Origin of the sequence: Marinobacter sp. JSM 1782161, assembly GCF_011421605.1 — a bacterium.
GTDB classification, from domain to species: Bacteria; Pseudomonadota; Gammaproteobacteria; order Pseudomonadales; family Oleiphilaceae; genus Marinobacter_A; species Marinobacter_A bohaiensis.
Map to the genome: position 1 here is coordinate 153,065 of NZ_WSSA01000004.1, position 24,146 is coordinate 177,210.

General features: G+C 61.8%; 24 protein-coding genes. 19 read left to right on the forward strand and 5 right to left on the reverse strand.

Features of this window, described 5'->3' with window-relative positions:
- Window positions 1-81: 81 nt before the first annotated feature.
- Entirely contained in the window at window positions 82-1,827 is a 1,746-nt protein-coding gene (locus GQB00_RS17095) for an IlvD/Edd family dehydratase (RefSeq protein ID WP_165857206.1), read from the forward strand.
- A gap of 77 nt (window positions 1,828-1,904) precedes the next feature.
- Here GQB00_RS17095 and GQB00_RS17100 read toward each other — a convergent pair whose 3' ends face one another.
- The gene (locus tag GQB00_RS17100) at window positions 1,905-2,675 is read right to left on the reverse strand and encodes a FadR/GntR family transcriptional regulator (protein ID WP_228160726.1); all 771 of its coding nucleotides are present in this window, start codon (window positions 2,673-2,675) and stop codon (window positions 1,905-1,907) included.
- A 240-nt stretch (window positions 2,676-2,915) separates the two neighbouring features.
- On the opposite strand from GQB00_RS17100, the gene GQB00_RS17105 reads away from it, so the two are divergent.
- Window positions 2,916-4,127 (forward strand): YbfB/YjiJ family MFS transporter, encoded by a 1,212-nt coding sequence (locus GQB00_RS17105; protein WP_165857207.1) that lies wholly within the window; start codon window positions 2,916-2,918, stop codon window positions 4,125-4,127.
- Between the two features lie 14 nt (window positions 4,128-4,141).
- Here the strand turns inward: GQB00_RS17105 and GQB00_RS17110 are convergent, their stop codons facing one another.
- On the reverse strand, window positions 4,142-4,792 hold the full coding sequence (locus GQB00_RS17110; RefSeq protein WP_165857208.1) for a TetR family transcriptional regulator: 651 nt from the start codon (window positions 4,790-4,792) through the stop codon (window positions 4,142-4,144).
- A gap of 198 nt (window positions 4,793-4,990) precedes the next feature.
- Between GQB00_RS17110 and GQB00_RS17115 the strand changes: the two genes are divergently transcribed.
- The 16 genes from GQB00_RS17115 (at window position 4,991) to GQB00_RS17190 (ending at window position 21,540) form a co-directional block, all read left to right on the forward strand.
- Window positions 4,991-6,136 carry an efflux RND transporter periplasmic adaptor subunit gene (locus tag GQB00_RS17115; protein ID WP_322873924.1) on the forward strand — a complete coding sequence of 382 codons (1,146 nt, stop codon included), beginning with the start codon at window positions 4,991-4,993 and terminating at the stop codon, window positions 6,134-6,136.
- Window positions 6,137-6,140: 4 nt separating this feature from the next.
- Entirely contained in the window at window positions 6,141-9,320 is a 3,180-nt protein-coding gene (locus GQB00_RS17120; RefSeq protein WP_165857209.1) for an efflux RND transporter permease subunit, read from the forward strand.
- A complete protein-coding gene (locus tag GQB00_RS17125; RefSeq protein ID WP_165857210.1) occupies window positions 9,317-10,762 on the forward strand; it encodes an efflux transporter outer membrane subunit in 1,446 nt (481 codons plus the stop codon). The genes GQB00_RS17120 and GQB00_RS17125 overlap by 4 nt, the downstream gene beginning before the upstream one ends.
- Before the next feature lie 96 nt (window positions 10,763-10,858).
- A complete protein-coding gene (locus tag GQB00_RS17130) occupies window positions 10,859-11,638 on the forward strand; it encodes a MipA/OmpV family protein (RefSeq protein WP_111498468.1) in 780 nt (259 codons plus the stop codon).
- Between the two features lie 156 nt (window positions 11,639-11,794).
- Window positions 11,795-12,802, forward strand: coding sequence for a lipid A deacylase LpxR family protein (locus GQB00_RS17135; protein ID WP_207950848.1), 1,008 nt, complete (start codon window positions 11,795-11,797; stop codon window positions 12,800-12,802).
- 317 nt (window positions 12,803-13,119) lie between these two features.
- The gene (gene hrpB, locus GQB00_RS17140) at window positions 13,120-15,603 is read left to right on the forward strand and encodes an ATP-dependent helicase HrpB (RefSeq protein ID WP_165857211.1); all 2,484 of its coding nucleotides are present in this window, start codon (window positions 13,120-13,122) and stop codon (window positions 15,601-15,603) included.
- Window positions 15,604-15,862: 259 nt separating this feature from the next.
- Window positions 15,863-16,141, forward strand: a complete 279-nt coding sequence (locus tag GQB00_RS17145) for an NIPSNAP family protein (protein ID WP_323127309.1) — start codon at window positions 15,863-15,865, stop codon at window positions 16,139-16,141.
- Window positions 16,142-16,245: 104 nt separating this feature from the next.
- Window positions 16,246-16,773: an ArsR family transcriptional regulator gene (locus GQB00_RS17150; protein WP_165857212.1), complete on the forward strand. Its 528-nt coding sequence runs from the start codon at window positions 16,246-16,248 to the stop codon at window positions 16,771-16,773.
- A 46-nt stretch (window positions 16,774-16,819) separates the two neighbouring features.
- A complete protein-coding gene (locus GQB00_RS17155; protein ID WP_165857213.1) occupies window positions 16,820-17,512 on the forward strand; it encodes a hypothetical protein in 693 nt (230 codons plus the stop codon).
- 99 nt (window positions 17,513-17,611) lie between these two features.
- Complete coding sequence (locus GQB00_RS17160; protein WP_165857214.1) at window positions 17,612-17,941, forward strand: hypothetical protein; 330 nt, start codon at window positions 17,612-17,614, stop codon at window positions 17,939-17,941.
- A 94-nt stretch (window positions 17,942-18,035) separates the two neighbouring features.
- Window positions 18,036-18,317 carry a hypothetical protein gene (locus GQB00_RS17165; RefSeq protein ID WP_165857215.1) on the forward strand — a complete coding sequence of 94 codons (282 nt, stop codon included), beginning with the start codon at window positions 18,036-18,038 and terminating at the stop codon, window positions 18,315-18,317.
- A 96-nt stretch (window positions 18,318-18,413) separates the two neighbouring features.
- Entirely contained in the window at window positions 18,414-18,866 is a 453-nt protein-coding gene (locus tag GQB00_RS17170; RefSeq protein ID WP_165857216.1) for a hypothetical protein, read from the forward strand.
- A gap of 97 nt (window positions 18,867-18,963) precedes the next feature.
- A complete protein-coding gene (locus GQB00_RS17175; protein ID WP_165857217.1) occupies window positions 18,964-19,464 on the forward strand; it encodes a hypothetical protein in 501 nt (166 codons plus the stop codon).
- 210 nt (window positions 19,465-19,674) lie between these two features.
- A complete protein-coding gene (locus GQB00_RS17180) occupies window positions 19,675-20,127 on the forward strand; it encodes a hypothetical protein (RefSeq protein ID WP_165857218.1) in 453 nt (150 codons plus the stop codon).
- 151 nt (window positions 20,128-20,278) lie between these two features.
- Entirely contained in the window at window positions 20,279-21,040 is a 762-nt protein-coding gene (locus tag GQB00_RS17185; RefSeq protein WP_165857219.1) for an endonuclease/exonuclease/phosphatase family protein, read from the forward strand.
- Between the two features lie 68 nt (window positions 21,041-21,108).
- Window positions 21,109-21,540, forward strand: a complete 432-nt coding sequence (locus GQB00_RS17190) for a bifunctional diaminohydroxyphosphoribosylaminopyrimidine deaminase/5-amino-6-(5-phosphoribosylamino)uracil reductase RibD (RefSeq protein ID WP_323127300.1) — start codon at window positions 21,109-21,111, stop codon at window positions 21,538-21,540.
- A 26-nt stretch (window positions 21,541-21,566) separates the two neighbouring features.
- Here GQB00_RS17190 and GQB00_RS17195 read toward each other — a convergent pair whose 3' ends face one another.
- From GQB00_RS17195 to GQB00_RS17205, 3 genes are all read right to left on the reverse strand, one after another.
- The gene (locus GQB00_RS17195; RefSeq protein ID WP_165857221.1) at window positions 21,567-22,385 is read right to left on the reverse strand and encodes a HipA domain-containing protein; all 819 of its coding nucleotides are present in this window, start codon (window positions 22,383-22,385) and stop codon (window positions 21,567-21,569) included.
- Window positions 22,386-22,491: 106 nt separating this feature from the next.
- Entirely contained in the window at window positions 22,492-22,812 is a 321-nt protein-coding gene (locus GQB00_RS17200) for a HipA N-terminal domain-containing protein (protein ID WP_165857222.1), read from the reverse strand.
- Window positions 22,809-23,120 carry a helix-turn-helix domain-containing protein gene (locus GQB00_RS17205; protein WP_165857223.1) on the reverse strand — a complete coding sequence of 104 codons (312 nt, stop codon included), beginning with the start codon at window positions 23,118-23,120 and terminating at the stop codon, window positions 22,809-22,811. The genes GQB00_RS17200 and GQB00_RS17205 overlap by 4 nt, the downstream gene beginning before the upstream one ends.
- A gap of 284 nt (window positions 23,121-23,404) precedes the next feature.
- On the opposite strand from GQB00_RS17205, the gene GQB00_RS17210 reads away from it, so the two are divergent.
- Window positions 23,405-24,145, forward strand: a complete 741-nt coding sequence (locus GQB00_RS17210) for an NUDIX hydrolase (protein ID WP_165857224.1) — start codon at window positions 23,405-23,407, stop codon at window positions 24,143-24,145.
- Window position 24,146 lies beyond the last annotated feature (1 nt).

Below are 24,146 nucleotides of genomic sequence, written 5' to 3' on the forward strand. Positions count from 1 at the left end.
GGTTTACGCAGTGAGCGACGACTGTCGAAACAAAACAAGAAACCGGGCCGCCGTCCGGAATCCGGTAAGGAGTGAATCAACATGACCAACAGCAAGCGCCCGCTGCGATCGGCCCAGTGGTTCGGCACCGCCGACAAGAACGGCTTCATGTATCGGAGCTGGATGAAGAACCAGGGCATTCCCGAGCACGAATTCCAGGGCAAGCCCATCATCGGCATCTGCAACACCTGGTCGGAGCTGACCCCCTGCAACGCCCACTTCCGCAAGCTGGCCGAGCACGTCAAGAAAGGGGTGCTGGAAGCGGGTGGTTACCCGGTGGAGTTCCCGGTGTTCTCCAACGGCGAGTCCAACCTGCGCCCCACCGCGATGTTCACCCGCAACCTGGCGAGCATGGATGTCGAAGAGGCCATTCGCGGCAATCCCATCGACGCGGTGGTGCTGCTGGTGGGTTGTGACAAGACCACGCCGGCGCTGCTGATGGGCGCGGCCAGTTGCGACATTCCCACCATCGTGGTGTCCGGCGGGCCCATGCTGAACGGCAAGCACAAGGGCAAGGACATCGGCTCCGGCACGGTGGTGTGGCAGCTGTCGGAGGAAGTGAAGGCGGGCCGCATCAGCCTGCACGATTTCATGGCCGCCGAGGCCGGCATGTCCCGTTCGGCCGGCACCTGCAACACCATGGGCACGGCGTCCACCATGGCCTGCATCGCCGAATCCCTGGGCACCACCCTGCCCCATAACGCGGCCATCCCGGCGGTGGATTCACGCCGCTACGTGCTGGCGCACCTGTCGGGCAACCGCATCGTGGAAATGGTGAACGAGGACCTGCACCTGTCCAAAGTGCTGACCCGAGAGGCCTTCGAGAACGCCATCCGCACCAACGCCGCCATCGGCGGGTCCACCAACGCGGTGGTGCACCTCAAGGCCATCGCCGGGCGCATCGGCGTCGACCTGGCGCTGGACGACTGGACCCGCATCGGCCGCGGCACGCCCACCATCGTCGACCTGCAGCCCTCCGGTCGCTTCCTGATGGAAGAGTTCTACTACGCCGGCGGCCTGCCCGCGGTGCTGCGCCGGCTGGGCGACGCCGACCGCCTGCCCCACAAGGACGCGCTGACCGTCAACGGCAAGACCCTGTGGGAGAACGTCTGTGAGGCGCCGCTGTACAACGAGGATGTGATCCGCCCGCTCGACAACCCGCTGCGGGACGACGGCGGCATGTGCATCCTGCGCGGCAATCTGGCCCCGCGCGGCGCCGTGCTCAAGCCGTCGGCGGCGACCCCGGAGCTGATGCAACATCGCGGCCGCGCCGTGGTGTTCAACGACTTCGATCACTACAAGGCGCGCATCAACGACCCGGAGCTGGATGTGGACGCCAACAGCATCCTGGTGATGCGTAACTGCGGCCCGCGCGGCTATCACGGCATGGCGGAAGTGGGCAACATGGGTCTGCCGGCCAAGCTGCTGGAGCAGGGCGTGACCGACATGGTGCGCATCTCCGACGCCCGCATGAGCGGCACCGCCTACGGCACCGTGGTGCTGCACGTGGCGCCGGAAGCGGCGGCGGGCGGCCCACTGGCGGCGGTGCGCGACGGCGACTGGATCGAGCTGGACTGCGACAGCGGCCGGCTGCACCTGGACGTCAGCGACGCCGAAATCCAGGCGCGGCTGGACGAGAGCGACCCCATGGCCCAGTCCAACCGCATCGCCAGCGACGGCGGCTACCGCCAGCTCTACATCGAGCACGTGCTGCAGGCGGACGAAGGCTGCGACTTCGACTTCCTGGTGGGCAACCGGGGGGCGGACGTGCCCCGGCACTCGCACTGATTGCGATCGATGGAACGGAAAACGCCGGGCAATGCCCGGCGTTTTTGTGTCCAGTGTTCTGCGTCTGATATCGAGAATCAGGCCAGGCCCGGATCGTGCCCCAGCGCCGTTTCCGGCATCTCGATGCCCAGCGCGGCGGCGGTGCTCGCCAGCACGTCCTGGGCGGCGAGGAAGGCCTCGCGGGGCTGGCGCGCGCGGATGGCGTCCATCACCCGGCGGTGGCGTTCCAGGCTTTCCGCCGGATCGGCGGTGTGCACGTTGGAGCGGGCGATCAGCAGATAGATCGACGGCCGCAGGATGTGGGACAGCTGGGTCCAGACGATGTTGTGGGTGGCGCGGAAGATGGCCTCGTGAAAGGCCACGTCGAACTCACTGTGGGCGTCCCCGTCGTCACCGCTGTGGTCGACCGTGCGGCTCATGCCCTCGAAGGCCTCCTCGATGGCCACCAGGTCGCGGGCCTTGGCGGACTTGGCCGCGGTCATCGCGACGTAGGGTTCCACGTCGAGGCGGAACGACAGGATCTCCTTGAGGATCTCCGGGTTGGGCGCGGCGTAGCGGGTCATCCAGTCGGTGACCTGGGGATCGAGGATGTGCCAGGCGTCGTACTCGCGCACCTTGGAGCCGTGGCCGGAAATGCGCTCGATGATGCCCGAATCCACCAGCTGGCGCAGGTCGCTGCGCACGGCGGGGCGGTTGATGCCCAACTGTTCGCACAGGTCGATTTCCTTGGGCACGAAATCGCCCGGCCGGTAACGACCGGAGAAGATCGCTTCCGCCAGAAAGTCCGCGACACTGGCTCTTTGGGGGGATTTCGGGGCTTTGGTCTTCACCGTGGTATTCGAATTCACGACAGCGCTTCCGTTTATATTCACCATACGGTGACATATGTACTACATTTCGGCAAGCCGCATGGCGACCGACGATCCAGGCCACAGTGTACCCAAGCCGGGCGAGGCGGAGTAGGCAGCGTGCGCCCCCGCGTGCAATCGCTCGGCAGGCGGTCGCCACACGCGGACGGCTTTCCGTGACCGGTCCCTTGCCCTACACTCGCCCATGCTTTTCTCCGTTGGCCACTCAACAGGTGCTGCATGGCTGCCACGTCGTCCCCGACGCCTCTTTCTTCCCGCGAACTCTGGACCGTCCTGGGAGCCGGTGCCGTTGCCCTGCTGGTGGTCCACGGCCTGGGGCGTTTCTACTACACGCCGCTGTTGCCGTACCTGGTCAGTGACGGCGTGCTCAGCTCCAGTGAAGCCGCGTCCCTGGCCACCTGGAACTACCTGGGCTACCTGATGGGCGCGATGCTGGCGATCCGCTGGCACCGGGTGGATCACATTCGCTTTCTGCTGCCTCTGTCGCTGGTGGTCCATCTCGTCACCAGCCTGCTGCAGACGCAAATCGAGAACGTTGACCTGCAGGACGCGGTGCGCTGGCTCAACGGCGTGGCCAACGGCATCGTCTTCGTGCAGGCGCCGGCGCTGATCCTGGAGTGGCTGGTGCGCCGCAATCGGGCGTCCCTGAGCGGGCTGGTTTACCTGGGCGTGGGGATCGGGCTGCTGGTTTCCAGCGCTATGGTCTCGCTCAGCGCCGACTGGCTGTCGGGCGCGGGTCGCTGGTGGCCGGCACTGGTGCTGTCGGTGCCGCTGTGCTGGTGGGCGTGGCGGGTATTGCGTGAGCTCGACGTGCCGGTGACGGGGCCGGGCGAGACTGAACACACGCCGGCCAAACCCGGCAAGTCGCCCCTGTTCGACCGTGCCAGCATCCCGCTGTTCCTGTCCTACGCCGGCGCCGGTCTGGGTTATATCCTGCCGATGACCTTCCTGCCACTGCTGGCGACCATGCAACTGGCACCCGGCGACTGGCTGGTGGACGGCTCCTGGCTGATCGTCGCCCTGGCCACCATCCCGTCGGCGTGGATCTGGAATCACCTGGGCGCGCGCATCGGCGACCGACTGGCGCTGCGGCTCAACTTTGTGGTGCAACTGCTTGGCGTACTGGCGGCGGTGATCTGGCCGGGGCCGGTGGGTATCGTGCTGTGCGGGGTGCTGGTGGGCGGCACCTTCCTGGGCTCGGTGCTGCTGACCCAGCGTATTGCCCGCGCCCTGCATCCGCACCAGGGGCCAAGGCTGTCGGCGGCGATGGTGGCGCTCTACGCCTTCGCGCAAATGGCCGGGCCCTGGCTGGTCAAGCAGTGGCTGGATGCCGGCGGCACGCTGGAAAGCGGTTTCTGGATCGGCGTCGGCGCTCTGGTGTGGGGGCTGGTGTTTGCCCTGCTGGTGCCGGCGCAGGCGCCGCGTCGCTGATGTGCCGGCTAGCGTTATCCTGCCCCGCAGGCCGCGTCTTCGCCGACGAAACAATGCTCCAGGGAATAGAAATAGGCGTTGATGACCCGTTCCGATTCCTTCTCCATATCGAACGTGTCCGGCACCAGCAGCCAGAAATAGATCAGCCCGGTGATCTGCACATGCAGCTGGATGATGGCCCGTTCCACGTCCAGCGATTCCGGTAGCTGCTCCAGCCGGATGGCATTCCGGAGCACACCGCGCATGCGTTCGGTGGCGTCCTTGATGTTGTTGCGGTGGCGGGTGACCAGCGGCTCGTTCTCCTCGGTCAGCTCGCACTTGTGGAACATGATCTCGAACACCCGGCGGCGCTGGGGATCGCGGGCAATCTCCCGGGTGAGGTGGAGCATGAAATCGCGGAAACGGCCTAGCGGGTCCGGCTGATCCGGGTCTTCCACCACGGCGCGCAGCATTTCCAGCGGCATTTCCTGGCGCTCCATCATGGCCTCGAACACGTCGTGCTTGTTCTTGAAGTGCCAGTAGATGGCCCCCCGTGTGACGCCTGCGGCCTGGGCGATGTCGTTGAGCGACGTGCGCGATACACCCTTCTCGTAGAACACCTGCTCCGCGGCATCCAGCAACATTTCACGGGTTTTCTGGGCGTCTTCTTTGGTGCGTCGGGCCATCTTGGATCCTGTAAAAATCTCGCAAACACAGTATTAACTACTATACATACATTCGTGCATGTATGTATAATCGTGTTTCCACTAACACGTTCGTCGACGCGGGTTCCCTGACCGGGCCCGCGTTTTTATTGGGTCGATAGAGGTTTATCCATGCGCCATTCTACGCAATCTTTGCTTTTGTTGCTGATTGCATCTTTCATGATCAGCGCCTGTAGCCAGCAGGAAGGCTCGGCCCAGGCTCAGGGCAAGCAACAGAGCCCGCCCACCGAGGTCGGGTTTGTCACGGTCAAGGCCCAGCCGTTCACCCTGGTGAACGAGCTGCCGGGGCGCACCAGCCCCTATCAGGTGGCGGAAGTCCGCCCCCAGGTGACCGGTATCCTGGAAAAGCGTCTGTTCGAAGAGGGCGAGAAAGTCGAAGCCGGCGAGCCGCTCTACCAGATCGACGACAAGCTCTACAAAGCCGACCTGGCCAGCGCCAGGGCGGATGTGGCGTCGGCACGGGCAACCCTGGAATCGGCCCAACTGACGGCCAACCGCTATGAGCGCCTGATCAAGACCGGCGCCGTCAGCCAGCAGGAACTGGACGACGCCCGCGCTTCCCTGCGCGAGGCCGAGGCCCAGGTGGCCGCCGGCGAGGCCGCGGTACAGACCGCGCAGATCAACCTCGACTACACCACCATCGAGGCGCCGATCAGCGGCCGCATCGGCCGGTCCTCCTACACCGCCGGCGCGCTGGTGACCGCCAACCAGAGCGACGCGCTGGTCACTATCCGCCAGTTGGATCCGATCTACGTCGACCTGACCCAGTCCTACAGCGAACTGCAGAAGCTGCGCGGCGCCCTGGCGGCCGGCAAGCTGGAAACCGTGGGCGAGGACAAGGCCTCGGTATCCCTGGTGGACCAGAGCGACCACGTCTACGAGCACAACGGCACCCTGCAGTTCTCCGAGTATGCCGTCGCCGAAGCCACCGGCTCGGTCACCCTGCGGGCGATCTTCCCCAATCCGGACGGCGCCCTCCTGCCGGGCATGTTCGTGCGCGCCCGTTTGCCCCAGGCCGAGCGTGACAGCGCCATCCTGGTGCCGCAGAAAGGCGTGACCCGTCAGCCCAACGGCCAGGCCACCGCGCTGGTGGTGGGTCCGGACAACACCGTCGAGAAGCGCGTCGTTAAAACCGAGAAGGCGGTGGGTAACCGCTGGCTGATCAGCGAGGGCCTGGAAGACGGCGACCGCCTGATCGTCGAGGGCCTGCAGAAGACCGGACCGGGCGCACCGGTCAAGCCGGTCGACGTGAATGACGAGCAGCAGGCTGACGCCTCCCAGAAAGCCGATGCACAGCAGGGTTGATTGAATGGCACGTTTCTTTATTGACCGACCGATTTTCGCCTGGGTCATCGCCATCGTCCTGATGATGGCGGGGGCTCTGTCGATCTATAACCTGCCGGTGGAGCAGTACCCCACCGTGGCGCCGCCCGAGGTGACGATCTCCGCCACCTACTCCGGTGCGTCCTCCGAAGCCGTGGAAGACTCGGTTACCCAGGTGATCGAGCAGCAGATGAACGGCATCGACAACCTGCTGTACATGGCGTCCACCAGTGACTCCAGCGGCAACGCGCAGGTCACCCTGACCTTCGCCCCGGGCACCGATCCGGACATCGCCCAGGTCCAGGTGCAGAACAAGCTGCAGCTGGCCACGCCACGCCTGCCCACCTCGGTGCAGCAGCAGGGCGTCGAGGTGACCAAATCTTCCGACAGCTTCCTGATGGTACTGGGCTTCACCTCCAGCGACGGCTCCATGGCCCAGGAAGACATCGCCGACTACGTGGGCTCCAACATCAAGGACCCCATCAGCCGGGTGCAGGGCGTGGGCCAGACCCAGCTGTTCGGCGCCGAGTACTCCATGCGTGTGTGGCTCGATCCCAACAAGCTCAACGAGTACAGCCTGACCCCGTCCGATGTGACCTCGGCCATCGAAGTGCAGAACAATCAGGTCACCGGCGGTCAGCTGGGTGGCTCGCCGTCCGTCGACCAGCAGCAGATGAACGCCACCATCGTGGTACAGACGCTGCTGTCCTCGCCGGAGGAATTCGGCAAGATTCTGCTGAAAGTGACCTCCGACGGTTCCAAGGTGCGCCTCCACGACGTGGCCCGCATCACCCTGGGCGCCGAGGATTACTCCATTCGCGGCCGATTCAATGGCCAGGCGGCGGCCGGTCTGGGCATCAACCTGGCGTCCGGCGCCAACGCCCTGGATACCGCCAACCGGGTGCGTGACCGGATCGACGAACTGAGCGCCTACTTCCCGGAAGGGTTGGAAGTCCAGTACCCCTACGACACCACGCCGTTCGTGAAGATCTCCATCGAAGAAGTGGTCAAGACCCTGTTCGAAGGCATCGTGCTGGTGTTCCTGGTCATGTACCTGTTCCTGCAGAACTTCCGCGCCACGCTGATCCCGACGATCGCCGTGCCGGTGGTCCTGCTCGGGACCTTTGGCATCCTCTTCGCCTGCGGTTTTACGGTGAACACCCTGACCATGTTCGGGATGGTGCTTGCCATCGGGCTATTGGTGGATGACGCCATCGTCGTGGTGGAGAACGTGGAACGGGTGATGGCCGAGGAAGGCCTGGGGCCGGTCGAGGCCACGCGCAAATCGATGGGCCAGATCACCGGCGCCCTGGTGGGCATCGCGCTGGTGCTGTCGGCCGTGTTCGTGCCCATGGCCTTCTTCCCCGGCTCCACCGGCGCCATCTACCGCCAGTTCTCCATCACCATCGTCTCCGCCATGGTGCTGTCGGTGCTGGTGGCCCTGATCCTGACGCCGGCCCTGTGCGCCACCATGCTCAAGCCGCACAAGGGCGATCACCACACCAAGGGTGGTTTCTTCGGCTGGTTCAACCGCAGCTTCGAGAAAGCCACCGGCCGCTACCAGGGCCGGGTGGAGAAGATCCTGGGCCGTCGTGGCCGCTACATGCTGATCTACGTGGTCATCGTGGGTGTGCTGGGCTACAGCTTCCAGCGTCTGCCGTCGGCGTTCCTGCCGGAGGAAGACCAGGGCATCCTGCTGGCCCAGGTGCAGTTGCCGGTGGGCTCCACCCAGCAGCAGACCATCGACGTGCTGAAGAAGATGGAAGACCACTTCCTCAACGACGAGAAAGAGGCGGTGCAGTCCATCTTCACCGTGGCCGGCTTCAGCTTTGCCGGCCGTGGCCAGAACTCGGGCCTGGCGTTCGTGCGCCTGAAGGACTGGGAAGACCGGGACCTGGAGAAGAATGGGGTCAACGCCATCATCGGCCGCGCCATGGCCGAGTTCTCGCAGGTACGTGAGGCGATCATCTTCGCCCTCAACCCGCCGTCGATCCCGGAACTGGGTGTGGCCAGCGGTTTCAACCTGCAGCTGCAGGACCGCGGCGCCGCCGGACACGATGCCCTGGTGGAGGCGACCAACAAACTGCTGGGCGAGGCCAACCAGAACCCGGCCCTGACCCAGGTGCGCTATAACGGCCTGCCGGACGCGCCCCAGTATCGTCTCGACGTGGATCGCCAGAAGGCCAAGGCCATGGGTGTCTCCCTGAACGACGTCAATACCACCATGCAGGTGGCCTGGGGCTCCAGCTACGTTAACGATTTCACCGACCGCGGCCGGATCAAGCGGGTCTACGTCCAGGCGGACGCCCCGTACCGGATGCTGCCGGACGACATCGAAAACTGGTATGTGCGCAACGACGACGGTGAGATGGTGCCTTTCTCCAGCTTCTCCGAGGGCGAATGGACCTACGGCCCGCAGCAGTTGCAGCGGTACAACGGCGTCTCCGCCATGAACATCCAGGGCAACGCCGCGCCCGGCTACAGCACCGGTGAGGCGATGGCCGAAATGGAGAAACTGGTGAGTGGGTTGTCCGGCGGCTTCGGTTCCGAGTGGACCGGCCTCTCCTACCAGGAGAAGCAGGCGGGCAACCAGGCTCCGGCGCTCTACGCGCTGTCCATGATCGTGGTGTTCCTGTGCCTGGCGGCGCTGTACGAAAGCTGGTCGATTCCGTTCGCCGTGATGATGGTGGTGCCGCTGGGCGTCATCGGTGCGGTGTTGGCGGCGAGCCTGCGCGGGCTGGATAACGATGTGTTCTTCCAGGTGGGGCTGCTGACCACCATCGGCCTGTCGGCCAAGAACGCGATCCTGATCTGCGAATTCGCGCTGGAACTGGAGCAGCAGGGCCGTGGCCTGTTGCGGGGCACCCTGGACGCGGTGCGCATGCGACTGCGCCCGATCCTGATGACCTCCCTGGCCTTCGGCCTGGGCGTCACCCCGCTGATGCTCAGCTCCGGCGCGGGCTCCGGCGCGCGTAACGCCATCGGTACCGGCGTGTTCGGCGGCGTGGTGGCGGCCACCGTGCTGGCCATCTTCTTCATCCCGCTGTTCTACGTGGTGGTGCGCAAGCTGTCCGGCGTGCCGCTCACCGGTAGCACCGCGAAAGACGAATCATCGGACGACCGTGGGGACACCCCGGCGCTCGAACAAACGGAGGGACGCGCATGAAGCGACTGACCCCTGCGGTGCTGGTTGCCCTGACCCTGGGCGGCTGCACCCTGATGCCTGACTACCAGCGGCCGGATTCACCGGTGCCGCAAGAAGTGGGCGACAGGAACGGGACGGCCGATTCGGTCGTCCTGCCCGGCTGGGAGTCCCTGTTCAGCGATTCCCAGTTGCGGGCTTTGGTCCATACCGCCCTGGCCAACAACCGTGACCTGCGCCTGGCCATGCTCGACGTGGCCGAGGCCCGCGCCCAGTACGGCATCGAAGGTGCCGCGCTGTTCCCGGAAATCGGCGTCAACGCGGATGGCTCCCGTTCGCGGGTGCCGGCGGACCTGAGCTCCACCGGCAGCAGCACCATCTCCAGTGAGTACGGCGTGAACCTGGGCGTAGCGTCCTACGAGCTGGACCTGTTCGGCCGGGTGCGCAGCCTCAAGGAATCCGCCCTGCAGAGCTACCTGAGCACCGAGGAAGCCCGCCGCAGCGCGCAGATCACCCTGGTCTCGGAAGTGGCCAACGCCTACCTGACCCTGCTGGCGGACAAGCAGAACCTGCGCATCAGTGAAGACACCGTCGAGTCCCAGCAGGAATCGGTGGACCTGGTGCGTAACCGCTTCGACGCCGGCCTGGGCTCCGAGCTGGACGTGCGCCAGGCGGAGATCGCCCTGGAAACCGCGCGCAGCAACCGCGCCCAGTACCGTCGCCTGGTGGCCCAGGACCGCAACGCCCTGGCCGTGCTGGTCGGTGGCCCGGTTCCGGTGATTCCGGACGACAGCCTGATCGATCCGGCCGTGGCCATGTTGTCCGACGTGCCGGCTGGTCTGTCTTCCAACATCCTGCTGCAGCGCCCGGACATCCGTCAGGCGGAATACAGCCTGAAAGCGGCCAGCGCCAACATCGGCGCGGCGCGGGCGGCGTTCTACCCGAGCATCACCCTGACCGGCTCCGCCGGTACCGCCAGCAGCGAGCTGTCCGGCCTGTTCGACGGGGGTTCCGGCGCCTGGAGTTTTGCGCCCAGCATCAACCTGCCGATCTTCACCGGCGGCGAGAACCAGGCCAACCTGGACCTGGCCGAAGTGCGCCGCGACCAGCAGGTCGCCAGCTATGAGCAGACCATCCAGACCGCCTTCCAGGAAGTGTCCGACGCCCTCTCGGCGCGCAACTTCCTGAAAGACCAGGAACAGGCCCAGGCCGCCCTGGTCACCGCCACCGAGCGTTCGCTGGAGCTGGCGGAGAGCCGCTACGAAGCCGGCGCCGATGACTACCTGGCGGTGCTCGACGCCCGTCGGGAACTGCTCAGCGCGCGCCAGACCCTGGTCGACGTCAAACTGCAGAAGCTGACCAACCGCATCACCCTGTACCGGGCGCTGGGCGGGGGTGAGTCCGCGGACCAGACCACCGTGATCGGCAAGACGGCGGCCAGTGACGAGGATGCGCCGGGCGCGTAGGTCTGTTGCAACACAGGCCGCGTAAGCTGTTGCTCAGCACAACAATGGATGTCCGGACAGGCGTGTTTTCCGGACGGAAGCAATAAAGGAGCGACGATGACAATCGGCAAGCCGTTAATCGCCATGGTGCTGGGGCTGTCCAGCGCCGGCGCACTGGCCCAGGACGAGGCGCCGGAAACCCCGGATGCCAACGAGTGGCGATTCAACCTCGGCGTGGGCGTCGGGGTGGCCCCGGAGTACCGGGGCGCCGACACCTACGAGGCGATTCCGATCCCCGTGGTGGAAGCTCGCCTGGGACGCCTGTTCATCAACCCCATCACCGGCATTGGCTGGCAGGTGGTGAAGACCGAGCAACTGAGCATCTCGCCGGTGATTTCCTACGAGCGCGGCCGCGACGACGTCGGCGACATCTCCGACCTCGACGAAGTGGACGACAGTGCCATGGCCGGCGTCCTGCTGAGCTGGACCCCGGGCCCCTGGCAGTTCAACACCGAGCTGGCAGCCCCGGTGGGCGGCGATCTGGACGGCGTGCGGCTGCGCTCCTACCTGAGGTTTCGTGGCCGCCTGTCGCCCCAATGGAGCTACGGTGTCGGCCCGGGCGCCACCTGGGCCAGCGAAGACTGGAACGACGCCCTGTTCAGCGTCTCCGACGCCGGCGCGGCCCGTTCCGGCCTGGCCGCCTACGATCCGGACGGCGCCTTCCTGCGTGCCAGTCTCAACGGTCGCCTGACCTATCACGCTGCCCGCAATTGGGACGTCACGTCCATTGCCCGCTACAGCCGCCTGTTCGGCGACGCGGCGGACAGCCCCATCGTCGAGGATGTGGGCGACGCCAATCAATGGTTCGGCAGCGTGATCGTCACCTACCGGTTCTGAGGGGCCACCTGACGAACCCGTTTTCTGCCCGCCGTCCAACCCCTGAACCCAACCCTCTTGGACGGCGGGCTTTTTCCACTGGACCCGCGCCATCCGACAGATCCGGCGCGACTCAACCACAGGGGGACTGCCGTGACAGGCCCAAAGCTGATGAAGATGGCACGATCGGCACCGTATCCGGGATGGATGTACGCCGTTGTGGCGTGCCTGGCCGGCGTCGCGCCCGATGCCATGGCCGGCACTTTCAACATTTCCTGGGACAACGACCTGCTGACGGCGAGCGACAAGGGCTACACCAACGGCGGCCGGCTGTCCTATCTGACCGACGCCGCCGAGGTGGATGACGATTGTTCGGTCTGTCTCGCCGCCCACGCGCGGGATGGCCTGGACTGGCTGCCCGGTATCGGCGCGGCGGGCGACCAGCACGCGCTGGCCTTCAGCCTGCGCCAGTTGATGTTTACGCCCGAGAACATCGAGTCCAGCGAACCCCAGTATGACGACATTCCCTACGCCGGCTACCTGGACGGCTCGCTGACCCTGTGGAGCTGGAACGACGACTGGATCACCGGCTACGGCCTGATCGTCGGCGTGGTGGGGCCGGATTCCGGCGCCCGCCGCACCCAGGAATGGGTGCACAAGCTCACCGGCAGCACCGAGCCCCAGGGCTGGGACAACCAGATCGGCCAGGATGCCGTCGGCGGCCTGGAGGCCTATCACGCCCGCCGTTTCTTCCGCACGCCGGCGGGAGAGGGGCTGCAGAACGAAGTGAGCTGGGGCGCGGGCGTCACCGCCTCGAACTTCATCACCAACGCCCAGACCGGCCTGGTCTGGCGCCTGGGCGAGAACCTGCCCCAGGACTTCGTGCCCCTGACGTCCGGCGCCTCGTCCACCCTGGCGTTGCCCGGCTCCACCGATGCGCCGGGTATGGGCTGGTCCGTGTTCGCCGGTGTCGGTGGCCAGTGGGTGCCTTACTCCTATATGGATCACCATGCCGATCCCTACACCTACGACCAGAACCCGTTCATCTGGCAGGCGGGCGTCGGCGCCGGCTGGCACTGGAACGGCTTCCAGGCCACGTTGATCCTCAGGGGGACCAGCAGCCCCGACAAGACCAACAAGGACGAACTCACCTTCGGTACCCTGGCGGCCACCTGGTCCTGGTAAGGAGGTGCTGACTATCAGTGTGAGCGTCGTTGTTAAGGTTTAAGACGATCCGGCACCGCCCTTCGAGTGTCGACGTTGTTGCCCACCGTCCACCCGGAGAACCCAACCCTCCCGGACGGTGGGCTTTTTTCTACTTTCTCCCCTCCGACACCTTCAGAAAGACGCGCTCAATGTAGCCGAAGCTTCAGCTTCGGAGCTGCCCGCCGGGCTGCCGGCCGATTGCCAGGGGCACCGCAGCGGGTGATGGGCCTTGTCGACGGAAGACCGCAACAGACACCACACCTTGAGTTTTCCCCCAGTCCCGGCATGATCTCCCCATGCTACCCATCGACGCCCTGATCCCCGACCTCCAGACCACCCTGGCCCAGACAACCACCGTGCTGCTGCAGGCGCCGCCCGGCGCCGGCAAGACCACCCGCGTGCCCCTGGCCCTGCTCGACGCCGACTGGCGCGGCGACGGCCGCATCCTCATGCTGGAGCCGCGCCGCATCGCCGCCCGGGCCGCCGCCCGCTTCATGGCGCAGCAACTGGGGGAGAAGCCCGGCGAGACCGTCGGCTACCGCACCCGGCTGGACACCAGAGTCTCCGCCCGCACCCGTATTGAAGTGGTCACCGAAGGCATCCTCACCCGCCTGATCCAGCAGGACCCGGCGCTGGAGGACTACGCCGCCGTGCTGTTCGACGAATTCCACGAGCGCTCCCTGCAGGCGGACCTCGGGCTGGCCCTGGTGCGGGAGTCCCAGCAGGCGCTGCGCGACGACCTGCGGGTGCTGGTCATGTCCGCCACCCTCGACACCGCGCCCCTGGCGGCGCTGCTGGACGACGCCCCGGTGCTCACCAGCGAGGGGCGGGCGTATCCGGTGGAGGTGCACTACCGGCCCCTGCCCAGCCGGGGCGGCCAGCCGGCACGCCTGCCCGACCATGTGGTGGCGGTGATCCGCGAGGCGCTGGACGCGCAAACGGGCTCAATCCTCACTTTTCTCCCCGGCGCGGGGGAAATCCGGCTGGTGGAGCGCCTGATCCGCCCGCATCTGCCACCGGGCACCCACCTGACCCCACTTTACGGCAACCTCAAGGGCGAGGAGCAGGACCGCGCCATCCAGCCCGCCCCGGCCGGTGAGCGCAAGATCGTGCTGGCCACCGCCATCGCCGAGACCAGCCTGACCATCGAAGGCGTGCGTGTGGTGATCGACGCCGGCCAGGCGCGCCGGGCCCGTTTCGATCCCAACAGCGGCATGACCCGCCTGATCACCGGCCGCGTGTCCCAGGCCGCCGCCGAGCAGCGTAAGGGCCGCGCCGGACGGGTGGAGCCGGGCGTGTGCTATCGCCTGTGGGGCGAGTCCGAACAGCAGGGCCTGCCCGCCTTCACCCCGCCGGAGATCCTCGAAGCCGACCTGGCACCCCTGGCGCTGGAACTGGCCCAGTGGGGCGCGCGCGACCCGGCCGACCTGGAATGGCTGGACGCGCCGCCGCCCGCCCACTGGGCCCAGGCCGTCGAGCTGCTGCAATGGCTCGACCTGCTCGATCGCGACGGCGCCATCACCGACCACGGCCGCCGCGCCCGGGCGCTGGGCATCCACCCCCGGCTGGCGCATATGGTCCTCAAAGGCCGCGAACGGGGTTATCCACAGACCGCCGCCCGCCTCGCCGCGCTGCTGGGCGACCGCGACCTGCTCGGCCCCCAGGCCGGCGCCGACCTGTTGCACCGGGTGCAGGTGCTGACCGGGGACTACCGCGCCCCCAACCTGGACCGCCACCGCCTCGATGCCCTCAGGCGCGCCGTGGACCGCCTGCTGCCGCAGAAAGACGCGCGCGACCGGGATGACGCCCAGCCGGTCGGGCGCCTGCTGGCACTCGCCTACCCGGACCGCATCGCCCGCCGCCGCCCCGGCGACGCCAACCGCTACCAGCTCAGCAACGGCCGCGGCGCCCGCCTGGGGGACGAAGACGCCCTGGGCCGGGAAGACTGGCTGGTGGCCGCCGACCTGGACGGCCAGGCCCGCGAGTCCCGCATCTTCCTGGCCGCCGCCACCGACCGCGCCACCCTGGAAAGCGACCTGGCCGAGCACATCGACACCGTCGACGACGCCCGCTGGGACGACGCCCGGGGCACCGTCATCGCCCGCCGCGTACGCCGCCTGGGCCGGCTGATCCTCGACGAAAAGGCCCTGCCCGACCCCGGCCCCGAACAGATCCAGCTCGGCCTGCTCAACGCCGTGCGGGAAAAGGGCCTCGACAGCCTGCCCTGGACCGACGCCGCGAGGCAGTGGCGCGCCCGCGTCCAGCACATGCGGGCGCTGGAACCGGACGCCTGGCCGGACACCTCGGAAGCGGCCCTGCTGGACAGCCTCGACCAGTGGCTGGCGCCCTTCCTGGCCGGCGTCCGCAACTGGAAAGGCCTGCAACAGGTCGCCCTGATCGACGCCCTGCAAAGCCGGCTCGACTACGCCCAGCAGCAGACCCTCAAACGCGAGCTGCCCACCGCGCTCGAGATCCCCACGGGCCAGTCCATCCGCCTCGACTACAGCGCCGACAATGGCCCCGTCCTGGCCGCCAAACTCCAGGCCCTGTTCGGCTGGACCGAAACGCCGAGACTCGCCAACGGCCGCCTGCCGGTGGTCATCCACCTCCTGTCCCCCGCCCAACGCCCCCTGGCCGTCACCGCCGACCTGGCCAACTTCTGGCGGGAGGTGTATCCCCAGGTGAGAAAGGAACAGCGCGGGCGCTACCCCAAACACCCCTGGCCGGAAGATCCGATGACGGCCGAGGCAAAGATGGGGACCAAGAAGTCGGGGCGATAGGTGGATCGTGACACCCTGTCGTAATAGGCTACGGTGTTATTGAAATGACAAAAGGCGGCGGTCACGCGAATGCGCGGCGAGGCAGACGAATTTGACCTATCTTTTTGTTTTTAAATGAAAAGAAGTGTCATGGAGTGTGGGTAAAACGTGTTGTTATCGAGAACGCGCGTATATTCAATATCGCGGAACGCGGTCTAATTACTGTTACAAGGCCAACTGAAAGGGAGTTCAAGTGGTTACCTGCTACCTTAAGTAGGTCATAGATCCCTACAAAGCCGCCGAGTTCGAGCGCTACGCGAAAATGTGGATTCCCCTGGTTCAGAAATTCGGCGGTCAGCATCATGGTTATTTCTTGCCCTCCGAGGGAGCTAACAATATCGCCATCGCGCTATTCACATTCGAGTCTCTGGCAGCCTATGAAAAATACCGTGAGGCCTCGTTTCGAGACTCAGGTTGCCAGGCCGCCTTCAAATACGCCGAAGAAACTCGCTGTGTACTGAGCTGCGAGCGCAGTTTTATGAGGCCAGTTTTTGAGTGAGCTTGTAACAAGTGCATTAAGTCTGTTCCGGCCCGATGGGCCTCCACCGGACGCCCTAGTCGGGCGCCGCTTATGCAAGCGTTATATCGCAAAGAAGAGGATGCATGAAAATTCAGCTCGCTAAAATCGCCTCGTTCATTGTCTTGCTCGGTGCTCCAGTCATTCTGGGAACTTTGGGTAAGCCTGCTGAAGCAGGTGTGTGTGTCGTCGCGGGTGCGCTGGGTTTGGCATTTGCAAATCTTGACCGCCTTAAGCGCTTCAAAGGGGGTGGGTTTGAAGCTGAGATGAAGGATCAGCTTGAGGCTATGGTTGCAAAAGAAGCGGAGCCCGATAATGAGCAGGGATTCAGTGGGTTTCAGGTTCATTCTTACGGGTTCGATGAAACTACGAGGCGGGTCATTACAGCTCTCAACAGTTCCAATTATACGTGGCGCTCGATCGGAGGTATCTGCCAAGAAACCGGGTTGTCCAAGCCGGCTGTAGTTTCCAAACTAAACTGGCTACGTGAAAACGATCTGGTAGTGCAGGTAGGTGTCAGTCGGCGCACAAATTGGGGCCTATCTAACGAAGGCCGGGATGTTGCCAGCAGCCTATCAAAAGATATAACCAAGGCGGGCAAGGGACGCTCCTAACGTCGCGCCCCTGCCACCCAGCGTTAGCACTATCTAGGGGAGAGCTTTGGACTGGAATCTCAAGGAACTCAAAGAGAATGTGCTTAGAAAGCATGGTAAGCCCGCCTACGCGAGTCTCACACCTTGTTTAAACTCGATTGTGGAACGCCAGGAATTTGCTCGTTACCACTATCATGAGGCCAAGGAACTTATGCAGTCCTACATGGACGATAGCTACCCGGAAATGGAACTGTTTCGGCTGGTGTTTACTGGTAGTGGACCTCAAAGAGAGGAACTAGAAGACAATAAATTTCGTGCTAGAGCTCACATAGTCGGATGCGTCCAAAGCCTTCACAGTGTCTCAGATATTCTCGCGCACGTAATTTATTATGCCTTTGATTTGAGCCACGCAAAAAAAGATCGTGATATTAGTCTGGGAAAAATTCGAAAATGGCTCGGCGCCAATCAGAATTTTAAGGAAATAAAGGAAGGTCTTGATCAGCTAGTTGATCATGATGACTATAACTATTTGTGTGCTCTGGCTAATTACTCAAAACACAGGAGCATTGTGAGCCTTAGTTTCAATTTCAACTTGAGGCGCTCAGGTGCGGAAATGAAGGAGCTTGTCTTTCCTTCTTTCACTTATGACGCGCAATGCTTTCGTGCTAGGAGCGTAAACGATTTCTTGGAATCTGAGTTTAATCGAGAGACTCGGCTAGTATTCGAGATAGGTAACACCATCAATAAATTGCTTAGATGATTCTGCTAACAATCGGCTGCACTGCGACCGATTTTCCGCCGCTTCGCGGCTCCAAACCGGCGCGTGAGCCGGGCGTTAGGTGAACACAAGGAATCCACTATGTCAGAAGATAGAAAATATTACGGATACGCCGGCGCAAAACAGAATCCAAATGGTACGTGGGTTTGCGGCAGCGCTTACGCAGGGGCAAAGCAAAACCCCGATGGCTCGTGGGTATGCGGTGGAGCGTATGCCGGTGCCAAGCAGAATCCTAATGGTACTTGGGTATGCGGTGGCGGTTACGCAGGTGCGAAACAAAATCCAAATGGCACATGGGTTTGTGGAGGAAATTACGCGGGTGCCAAACAAAATCCTAATGGCACTTGGGTTTGTGGCGGAGCATATGCAGGCGCTAAGCAAAATCCAGATGGCACGTGGGTTTGTGGCTAAATCACCTAACAAGGTAAGGCAGCGCGACGTAAAAACCTCCGCTTCGCTCCAGTTTTTCCGCGCCTGCTCACGGCGTTAAATGCCTAAGAGAGCTATGAAGGAAGTCCATGAAGTTCTTGAGGAAGTAAAAGACGAAGAGTCATTTCTTGCTTTCGTCAAAGTCCTTATTGCAGACAGAGTTCCGCATGAAGGAAAGCCAACAGATGAAGCGTGCTTTACTGAAGGCTGGGCCAACAACACTATCGCGGATTTTTTAGAGTCTGCTGTTGCTTGGGCTGAAGTCTCTGATTTTGGTTTGAGGCAACGTGGAGAGCTAGCCGACAACAAATGGAAGCAGTTCGCAGTGTTTTTATACTGCGGGAAAATCTATGAATAGCCAACATTTAACAAGGCGAAGCAGCATCACTCCTTCGGGGCTGGACCTTGCTACGCTCGGCCGCTGTTGGCGGCGTTATTTTTCAAGGGGCACGGCATGAAATACGATGATGCCAGTTGGCATTACGGGGGAGATTTTCCGGCCGACTCACCGGAAGAATACGGCGGAGTACATATCGCTCTCTTTATGAAGTGGTGCTTTGCTCAAGGGTGGGTGGGAGAGCTTCATGTTGAAGAAGAGCCAGAGGATGTCGCAAAAGTCGTTTCCGGCGAGCTATCGGCTACAGAATTCTTCTTTAAGTATTGTGACGGCAAGCTGACCGACGAAGACTTTAACGAAGAAGGAAATCAATATGCGTCAGAGTACTATGGAGATGATGGTCTCTATCTGAATGACTACGCCAAATACTTTGGGAGTTTGATGTATGTAGCGAACGAAGAGGCGCATGATTTTGCTGCTTTCTCCAAGATGATTGAGGCGCGGCGCAAGAGCGGCATACTCACGGAGGCCCAACTAAAGAACACAAAGCCGTGGTGGAAGTTTTGGTGAAACATAACCAATCAATCAAGCCCGTTCCGGGCTTCGGCCTCCACCGGACGCACCTTTCGGGCCGCCGCTTATTTCAGCGCTAGGCAGCAGGGACACCATGTCGTTTGTAGCAACTCAAGTCGCAGAATTTCAGAAGCTCGTCGGCCTTCGTGTTGTTGACTGGCATGGCGTTGAAATGGCGCTTCGAGAATGGGGGCCAGATGGCCTCCCAAGCTTCATGGAACCTTCAGTTCCGTTTTTGCAACTTTTAGTACTGCATGCACGGCTGGAGTTAGATGAACAGCTTGAGATCTCCACTTATCAAAATAACGATAACTGGGGCCTGATGTTGACCCGCCTGCCCAGTAGCTCAGGTTTTCGAGCCGACCATGAGGGAATTTTTCGAACACGATCGCTCGCGGAATTACCAAGTGGCTCAATTGATTCTGTGCAAGTGTTTAGAGATTTCGCGGGCGATATTGAACGCATCAATCTAGTTGTGGCGGGTTCGTTCTTGTCTTTGATAGCCGGCGAAGTTTACGAAAACCCAGATGGGTCGCTCCAAGTTCAGGTTGGTGGCGATGAGAGCGTATTGGTTCAAATAGGAGCCGGTGCCTAACCAGGCGCGCCCAGCCGACGTGTACTGCTGCGCAACATACGCAGCTGCACTTAATGGTAGGTCTATATGCGCAAGAAACCGGGACAGATTTATTTTCTGCAGTAAAACAGGCGATCCTTACCGCGAATCATAGCGACCAATGGACAATCGGGCGGAGTTGCCTTGCGAGTTCATTGAAAGCGCTAGGTACTTATAAATGGAGTGAATATCTTGAATCAAAGCTTTAAAAAAGGACTTTTATGGGGGGCTGGCTCTTTAGTTTCTTTTTTCTTTCTGGCATGTGCGCTGGGTAATGTGATTTGGGCTTTCGATGGAGAAGAAGCATGGGAGCGAGACTGGCAGCTTACTGATCAGAAGAACCTTGAGGTCAAATCCTATGCGACACGCATTATCGACCACCCGTCTTCGCAAAGTGAGCTATTGATATCCGGTGAGCTTGAAGGTGATCTCAACCCTCCCGTTACCGATGCTGAGAACGAGTTGGCTATGGCTGCAATTGCCCGAGATCGAAACAGTGTGGTGTTATCGGACTGCCAGGATTATTTTAGCTACTCGAAGTATGAGCTTAGTGAAACAAAAAGCTTCGTGCTGTCATGTCCACCACCGGAAAAAGTGGAGGATATTGGTGGGGTCGAGTTTGTCATAAAGCATGCGTGGCGATAGAGAGAAACCCGAATCCATTTATTTTTCCGCCAGGATGCCCACCAGCGGCGAAACCGGGACGGATTTATTTTACTTAATAGATCTCCACCGAACGTGCCTTTACCGGAAATAATGTCGCCAACTAACAAGGGTTCTAAACATAGGAGGCAGATTGAGGATCATTGCTTGGAACTTAAATCACCGTACCCGGGAGAAAAGGATTCCGGCTGAGGTTGGTCATTTCCTAGAATCGTATTCGCCCGATGTCGTTACGCTGAACGAGTATGTCGATGGGCCGTCGCGAGAAAGCTTTTACAGAGAACTTCGTGATCTTGGCTATTCTCACATCGAGTTGTCGGAACCTACCGCAGGAAACAATCAGATTCTCGCGTGCTCAAAGAAACCCATGGTGCGTGGTTCACTACCATCTCCTAAATACGATTCGGCAGCTTTTTCAAACTTCCTTCATGTTTCGCTTCCCGAGAGTGAGCTTGATATCGTCGGAATTCGTGCTCCGGCATATAACTCACGGATAAAGAAAGAGGCTTACTGGAGAGAGATCGCCGAAATAGCGGCGGAGTCAAAGGCAAAGCGAATGATCTTGCTTGGGGATTTGAACTACGATCCTTTCGTGGGCATCGCGCGCTCAGTCCCCAAAGTTGGGTTTTCATTTCACTCCGATTACTACATTCCTAACCCAGTCGGAGACTGGAGTTTTATATCTACAAATGGTCAGCGGTCATCAAGGATTGATCATGCGATTGCGTCGGAATCGTTGGAGATTGCCGAAGCTGAGTATATCGCAGAGTGGAACAGTATAGTGCTCGCTGGCCCTAGTGACAAAGCGCCAGTGACCGATCACGCGGTGCTGTCAATTAGGCTTGAGCGAATGGGCACAAACCTGGATAGACGTACTTTACTTCAAAATATCTAGCATTATTTTGATTAGTGAACCGCTGGGAGATTTTTCGTCGCAAGATATAATCCGCACAGGTTTTAAAAGTGGCATCACACGAATCTTTCATGGCTCTTGCCCTTTCAGAATCCCGCAAGGCGTTGCCACAATGCCTCCCGAATCCCCCAGTCGGGTGCGTCTTAGTTCGCGATGAGGTCGTGATCTCGACGGGGTACACCAAATCGCCTGGTGAATGCCATGCCGAAGCTGATGCTCTGTCCAAGTGCACAGGGGCTTTATCGGACGTTACCGCCTACGTGACGCTTGAGCCCTGTTCCTTCCACGGGCGAACGCCCTCATGTGCTGAGGCGTTCATCGATCGCGGTATTCGCCGTGTGGTTGTTGCGCTGGTCGATCCCGACCCGAGGAACAACGGCCAAGGGTTGGCGAAGTTGCGCCACGCTGGAATAGACATCATTCAGGGCGTTTGTTCACAAGAGGCGGGCGAGTTTTTGGGGCCTTTTCTGAGTGACCGCTAGCCATGCAAACTCCGCCCAGATTACCCCTACATAACCCGAATAAACCCAAGTCTTTCAGACACCAGAGTCTGATAACGCCCCTTCATCTCGTCCGGCAGGTAGCTCGACCGGATCAGGTCCGGCGCCCGTTTTTCGGTCTGTAGAGCCAGTCGTTCAATGCGGCTTTTGGCGGCTTTTTCGGCCAGGCCCGCGCTCTTGGCCAGCTCGACAAAATCGGAGCCCGAGTAGTGGCCGTTGCCCATTTCGGCGAAGTAGGCCGGCTCCCGGTCCGGAAAGAATCGGAGCGCCATCACCTGGCCGCCCTGGTTGTAGAGGCTGGAAGCCAGCGTATCGTAGGCGGGCGCCAGGGTGACCGGGCGTTCCAGGATAAAGCTGATGTTCTTGAGGTGATGATCGTCGTTGCCGACCAGGTATGAGAAGACCAGGCGATCCAGCAGCCTGGCCGCAACCGCGCTTCCGCAGCGCGCCTTGGTGAGAGCCAGTACGTCGGCGTAACTCGCCGAGTCGTATTTGGAGCCGGATGTCGCATTGTGGATGCCGAGGGCCTGCATCGCATCCTCCTGATGGCGCTTGCCGCCGGATGTCCGGTCGTAGCGACGGATCACAAAGACCCGGTGGCCGTCCTGCAGGGTGATCAGGCCACACGGCGGCACGTCAAACCCCACCTGGCGCATGAGCGTCATGGTCAGGTGCTCGTTTTCGGCGACGTATTCGAAAGCCTCCGGACTGGGCTTGAGGATCAGTTCACCGTCGTGATCCACCAGCGCCAGTCTCCCGTCACAGACTTTCAGTTGGGCTTTGATCTGAACGCCGCTGATGGAAAAGCCCTGGGTTTTCCGGGGCATCTCACGGACAAGGTCGCCCCGCGTCTCGGCCAGATCCGTCGAGACTTTCGGGTGTCCAAAAAGCGCCCTCAGGCAGGCTGGGTGGTACGGGCTATGGCCCGCATCCTTAAGGCAAATCTGACAGTTCAATGGTCACCGCTCCCGGAAGGTCCTGGCCGTTGTGGACCAGCAGTGCAAACTGGTCGTCTGGATCGATGTGCTGCTGTTGCGATTGCACGCGCTTGAGCCAACCTTCGCTCACCAGGCCGCTGAAATAGCCGGGAAGCCCGCTGGAGACAAAAGGGGCCTCCTGCAACGGCAGGCTCATGCTCAGCGGCGGTCGAGCCATGGCGAGGTAATCCGGGTTGTACTGGAAAATCACTTCACCCGCCGGCGTCCGTTCCAGCGTACCGGCCAGCTCGCCGTACAGGTAGACGTTCGCTCTCATACCATCTCGATCCAGAGCCTGAAATTGAGAACCTGACCGACGCTCTCCAGCGTTTCCAGCCGTGGGTTGCCATCGGCGCGTTCCAGGGTGCGGTAGGTATTCGGCGACAGGCCGGCCAGTTCTGCGGTCTCCACGGGACTCAGCTTGAGTTGTTCCCGCCGCTCCCTGAGCAGTTCCGGTAAATGCCCGATCTGGCGGAGGTCGGGTGTGGTCGAGTGCTCCAGATCATCCACCAGCTTCTGCATGGATGCTATTTGGTCTTTAAGCGCCGTAATGACAGTGGATTTCGTACGCACCTCGTCAGTCATGTCAGGGTACCTCATTCAATATAATGACTGAGTTAGAATTAAATCATCTACTGGGTCAGTATACTGCGCCTTAAATCGGTTTTGGTCAATTTACTGAGTAATTATTAAATAAACTGACTTCGAAGTCATTAAAGTGAGCTCTGGTGGTGCTCTCTGGCACGGCATCCGGTTTTCTCACGGACCCAGCCGGCTCGTGGCCATAGCCGGGCTGGACAGATTCCGCTAGAGTCCTGGCCGATAGACTGTACGCTCCGCCTCAGCCGCACCCAACAAAAGGTACCGCTTTGCAGTTCGAACTGGACCCGTTCAACGGCGTTATCATCCAAACGGACGCCATCCCGGAGGACGCCAGCGCTTTTCATCAATCGCTTCAGGACATCGTCACGTTCGCCCGCCGCGAGGCCAAGAACATCGTCTGGCTGACCCTGTCGATTCGCCAGTCGCACCTCGTGGCGATGGCTACGGATCTGGGCTTTGTGTTCCACAACTGCCAGGAAGACGAGCTGACGCTGATCCTGAAGGCGCCCACGACCGAGTTCGTGCCCTTCATCCCCACCCACACCATCGGCGCCGGCGCGATCGTGACAAACGGAGCGGGTCAGATCCTGGTGATCCGGGAGCAGGGCATGGCCGGCTTCAAGCTGCCGGGCGGTCACGTGGAGCTGGGGGAGCGCATCGAGGAAGCGGTGGTGCGGGAAGTCTGGGAAGAAACCGGTGTGGAGGCCGACTTCCAGTCCATCGTCGGCTTCACCACGCGCCATCCCTTCCGCTTCGGCAAGTCGAATCTCTATTTCGTGTGCCGGCTGGCGCCGACGTCTGAAACAATCGATATTCAGGACACGGACGAGATCGCCGAGGCCCGCTGGGTCGACTGGCACACCTACATCGCCGACCCCACCCATTCCCCCTTCAACCGCCAGATGGTGGCGCAACTGAGCCAGGCGGACGGGCTCAAGCCGTTCGAGCCGAGCCACAATACCGGGCCGTTCCGCAAGCACGAGACGTTCTTTGCCGATGGCGAGTGAG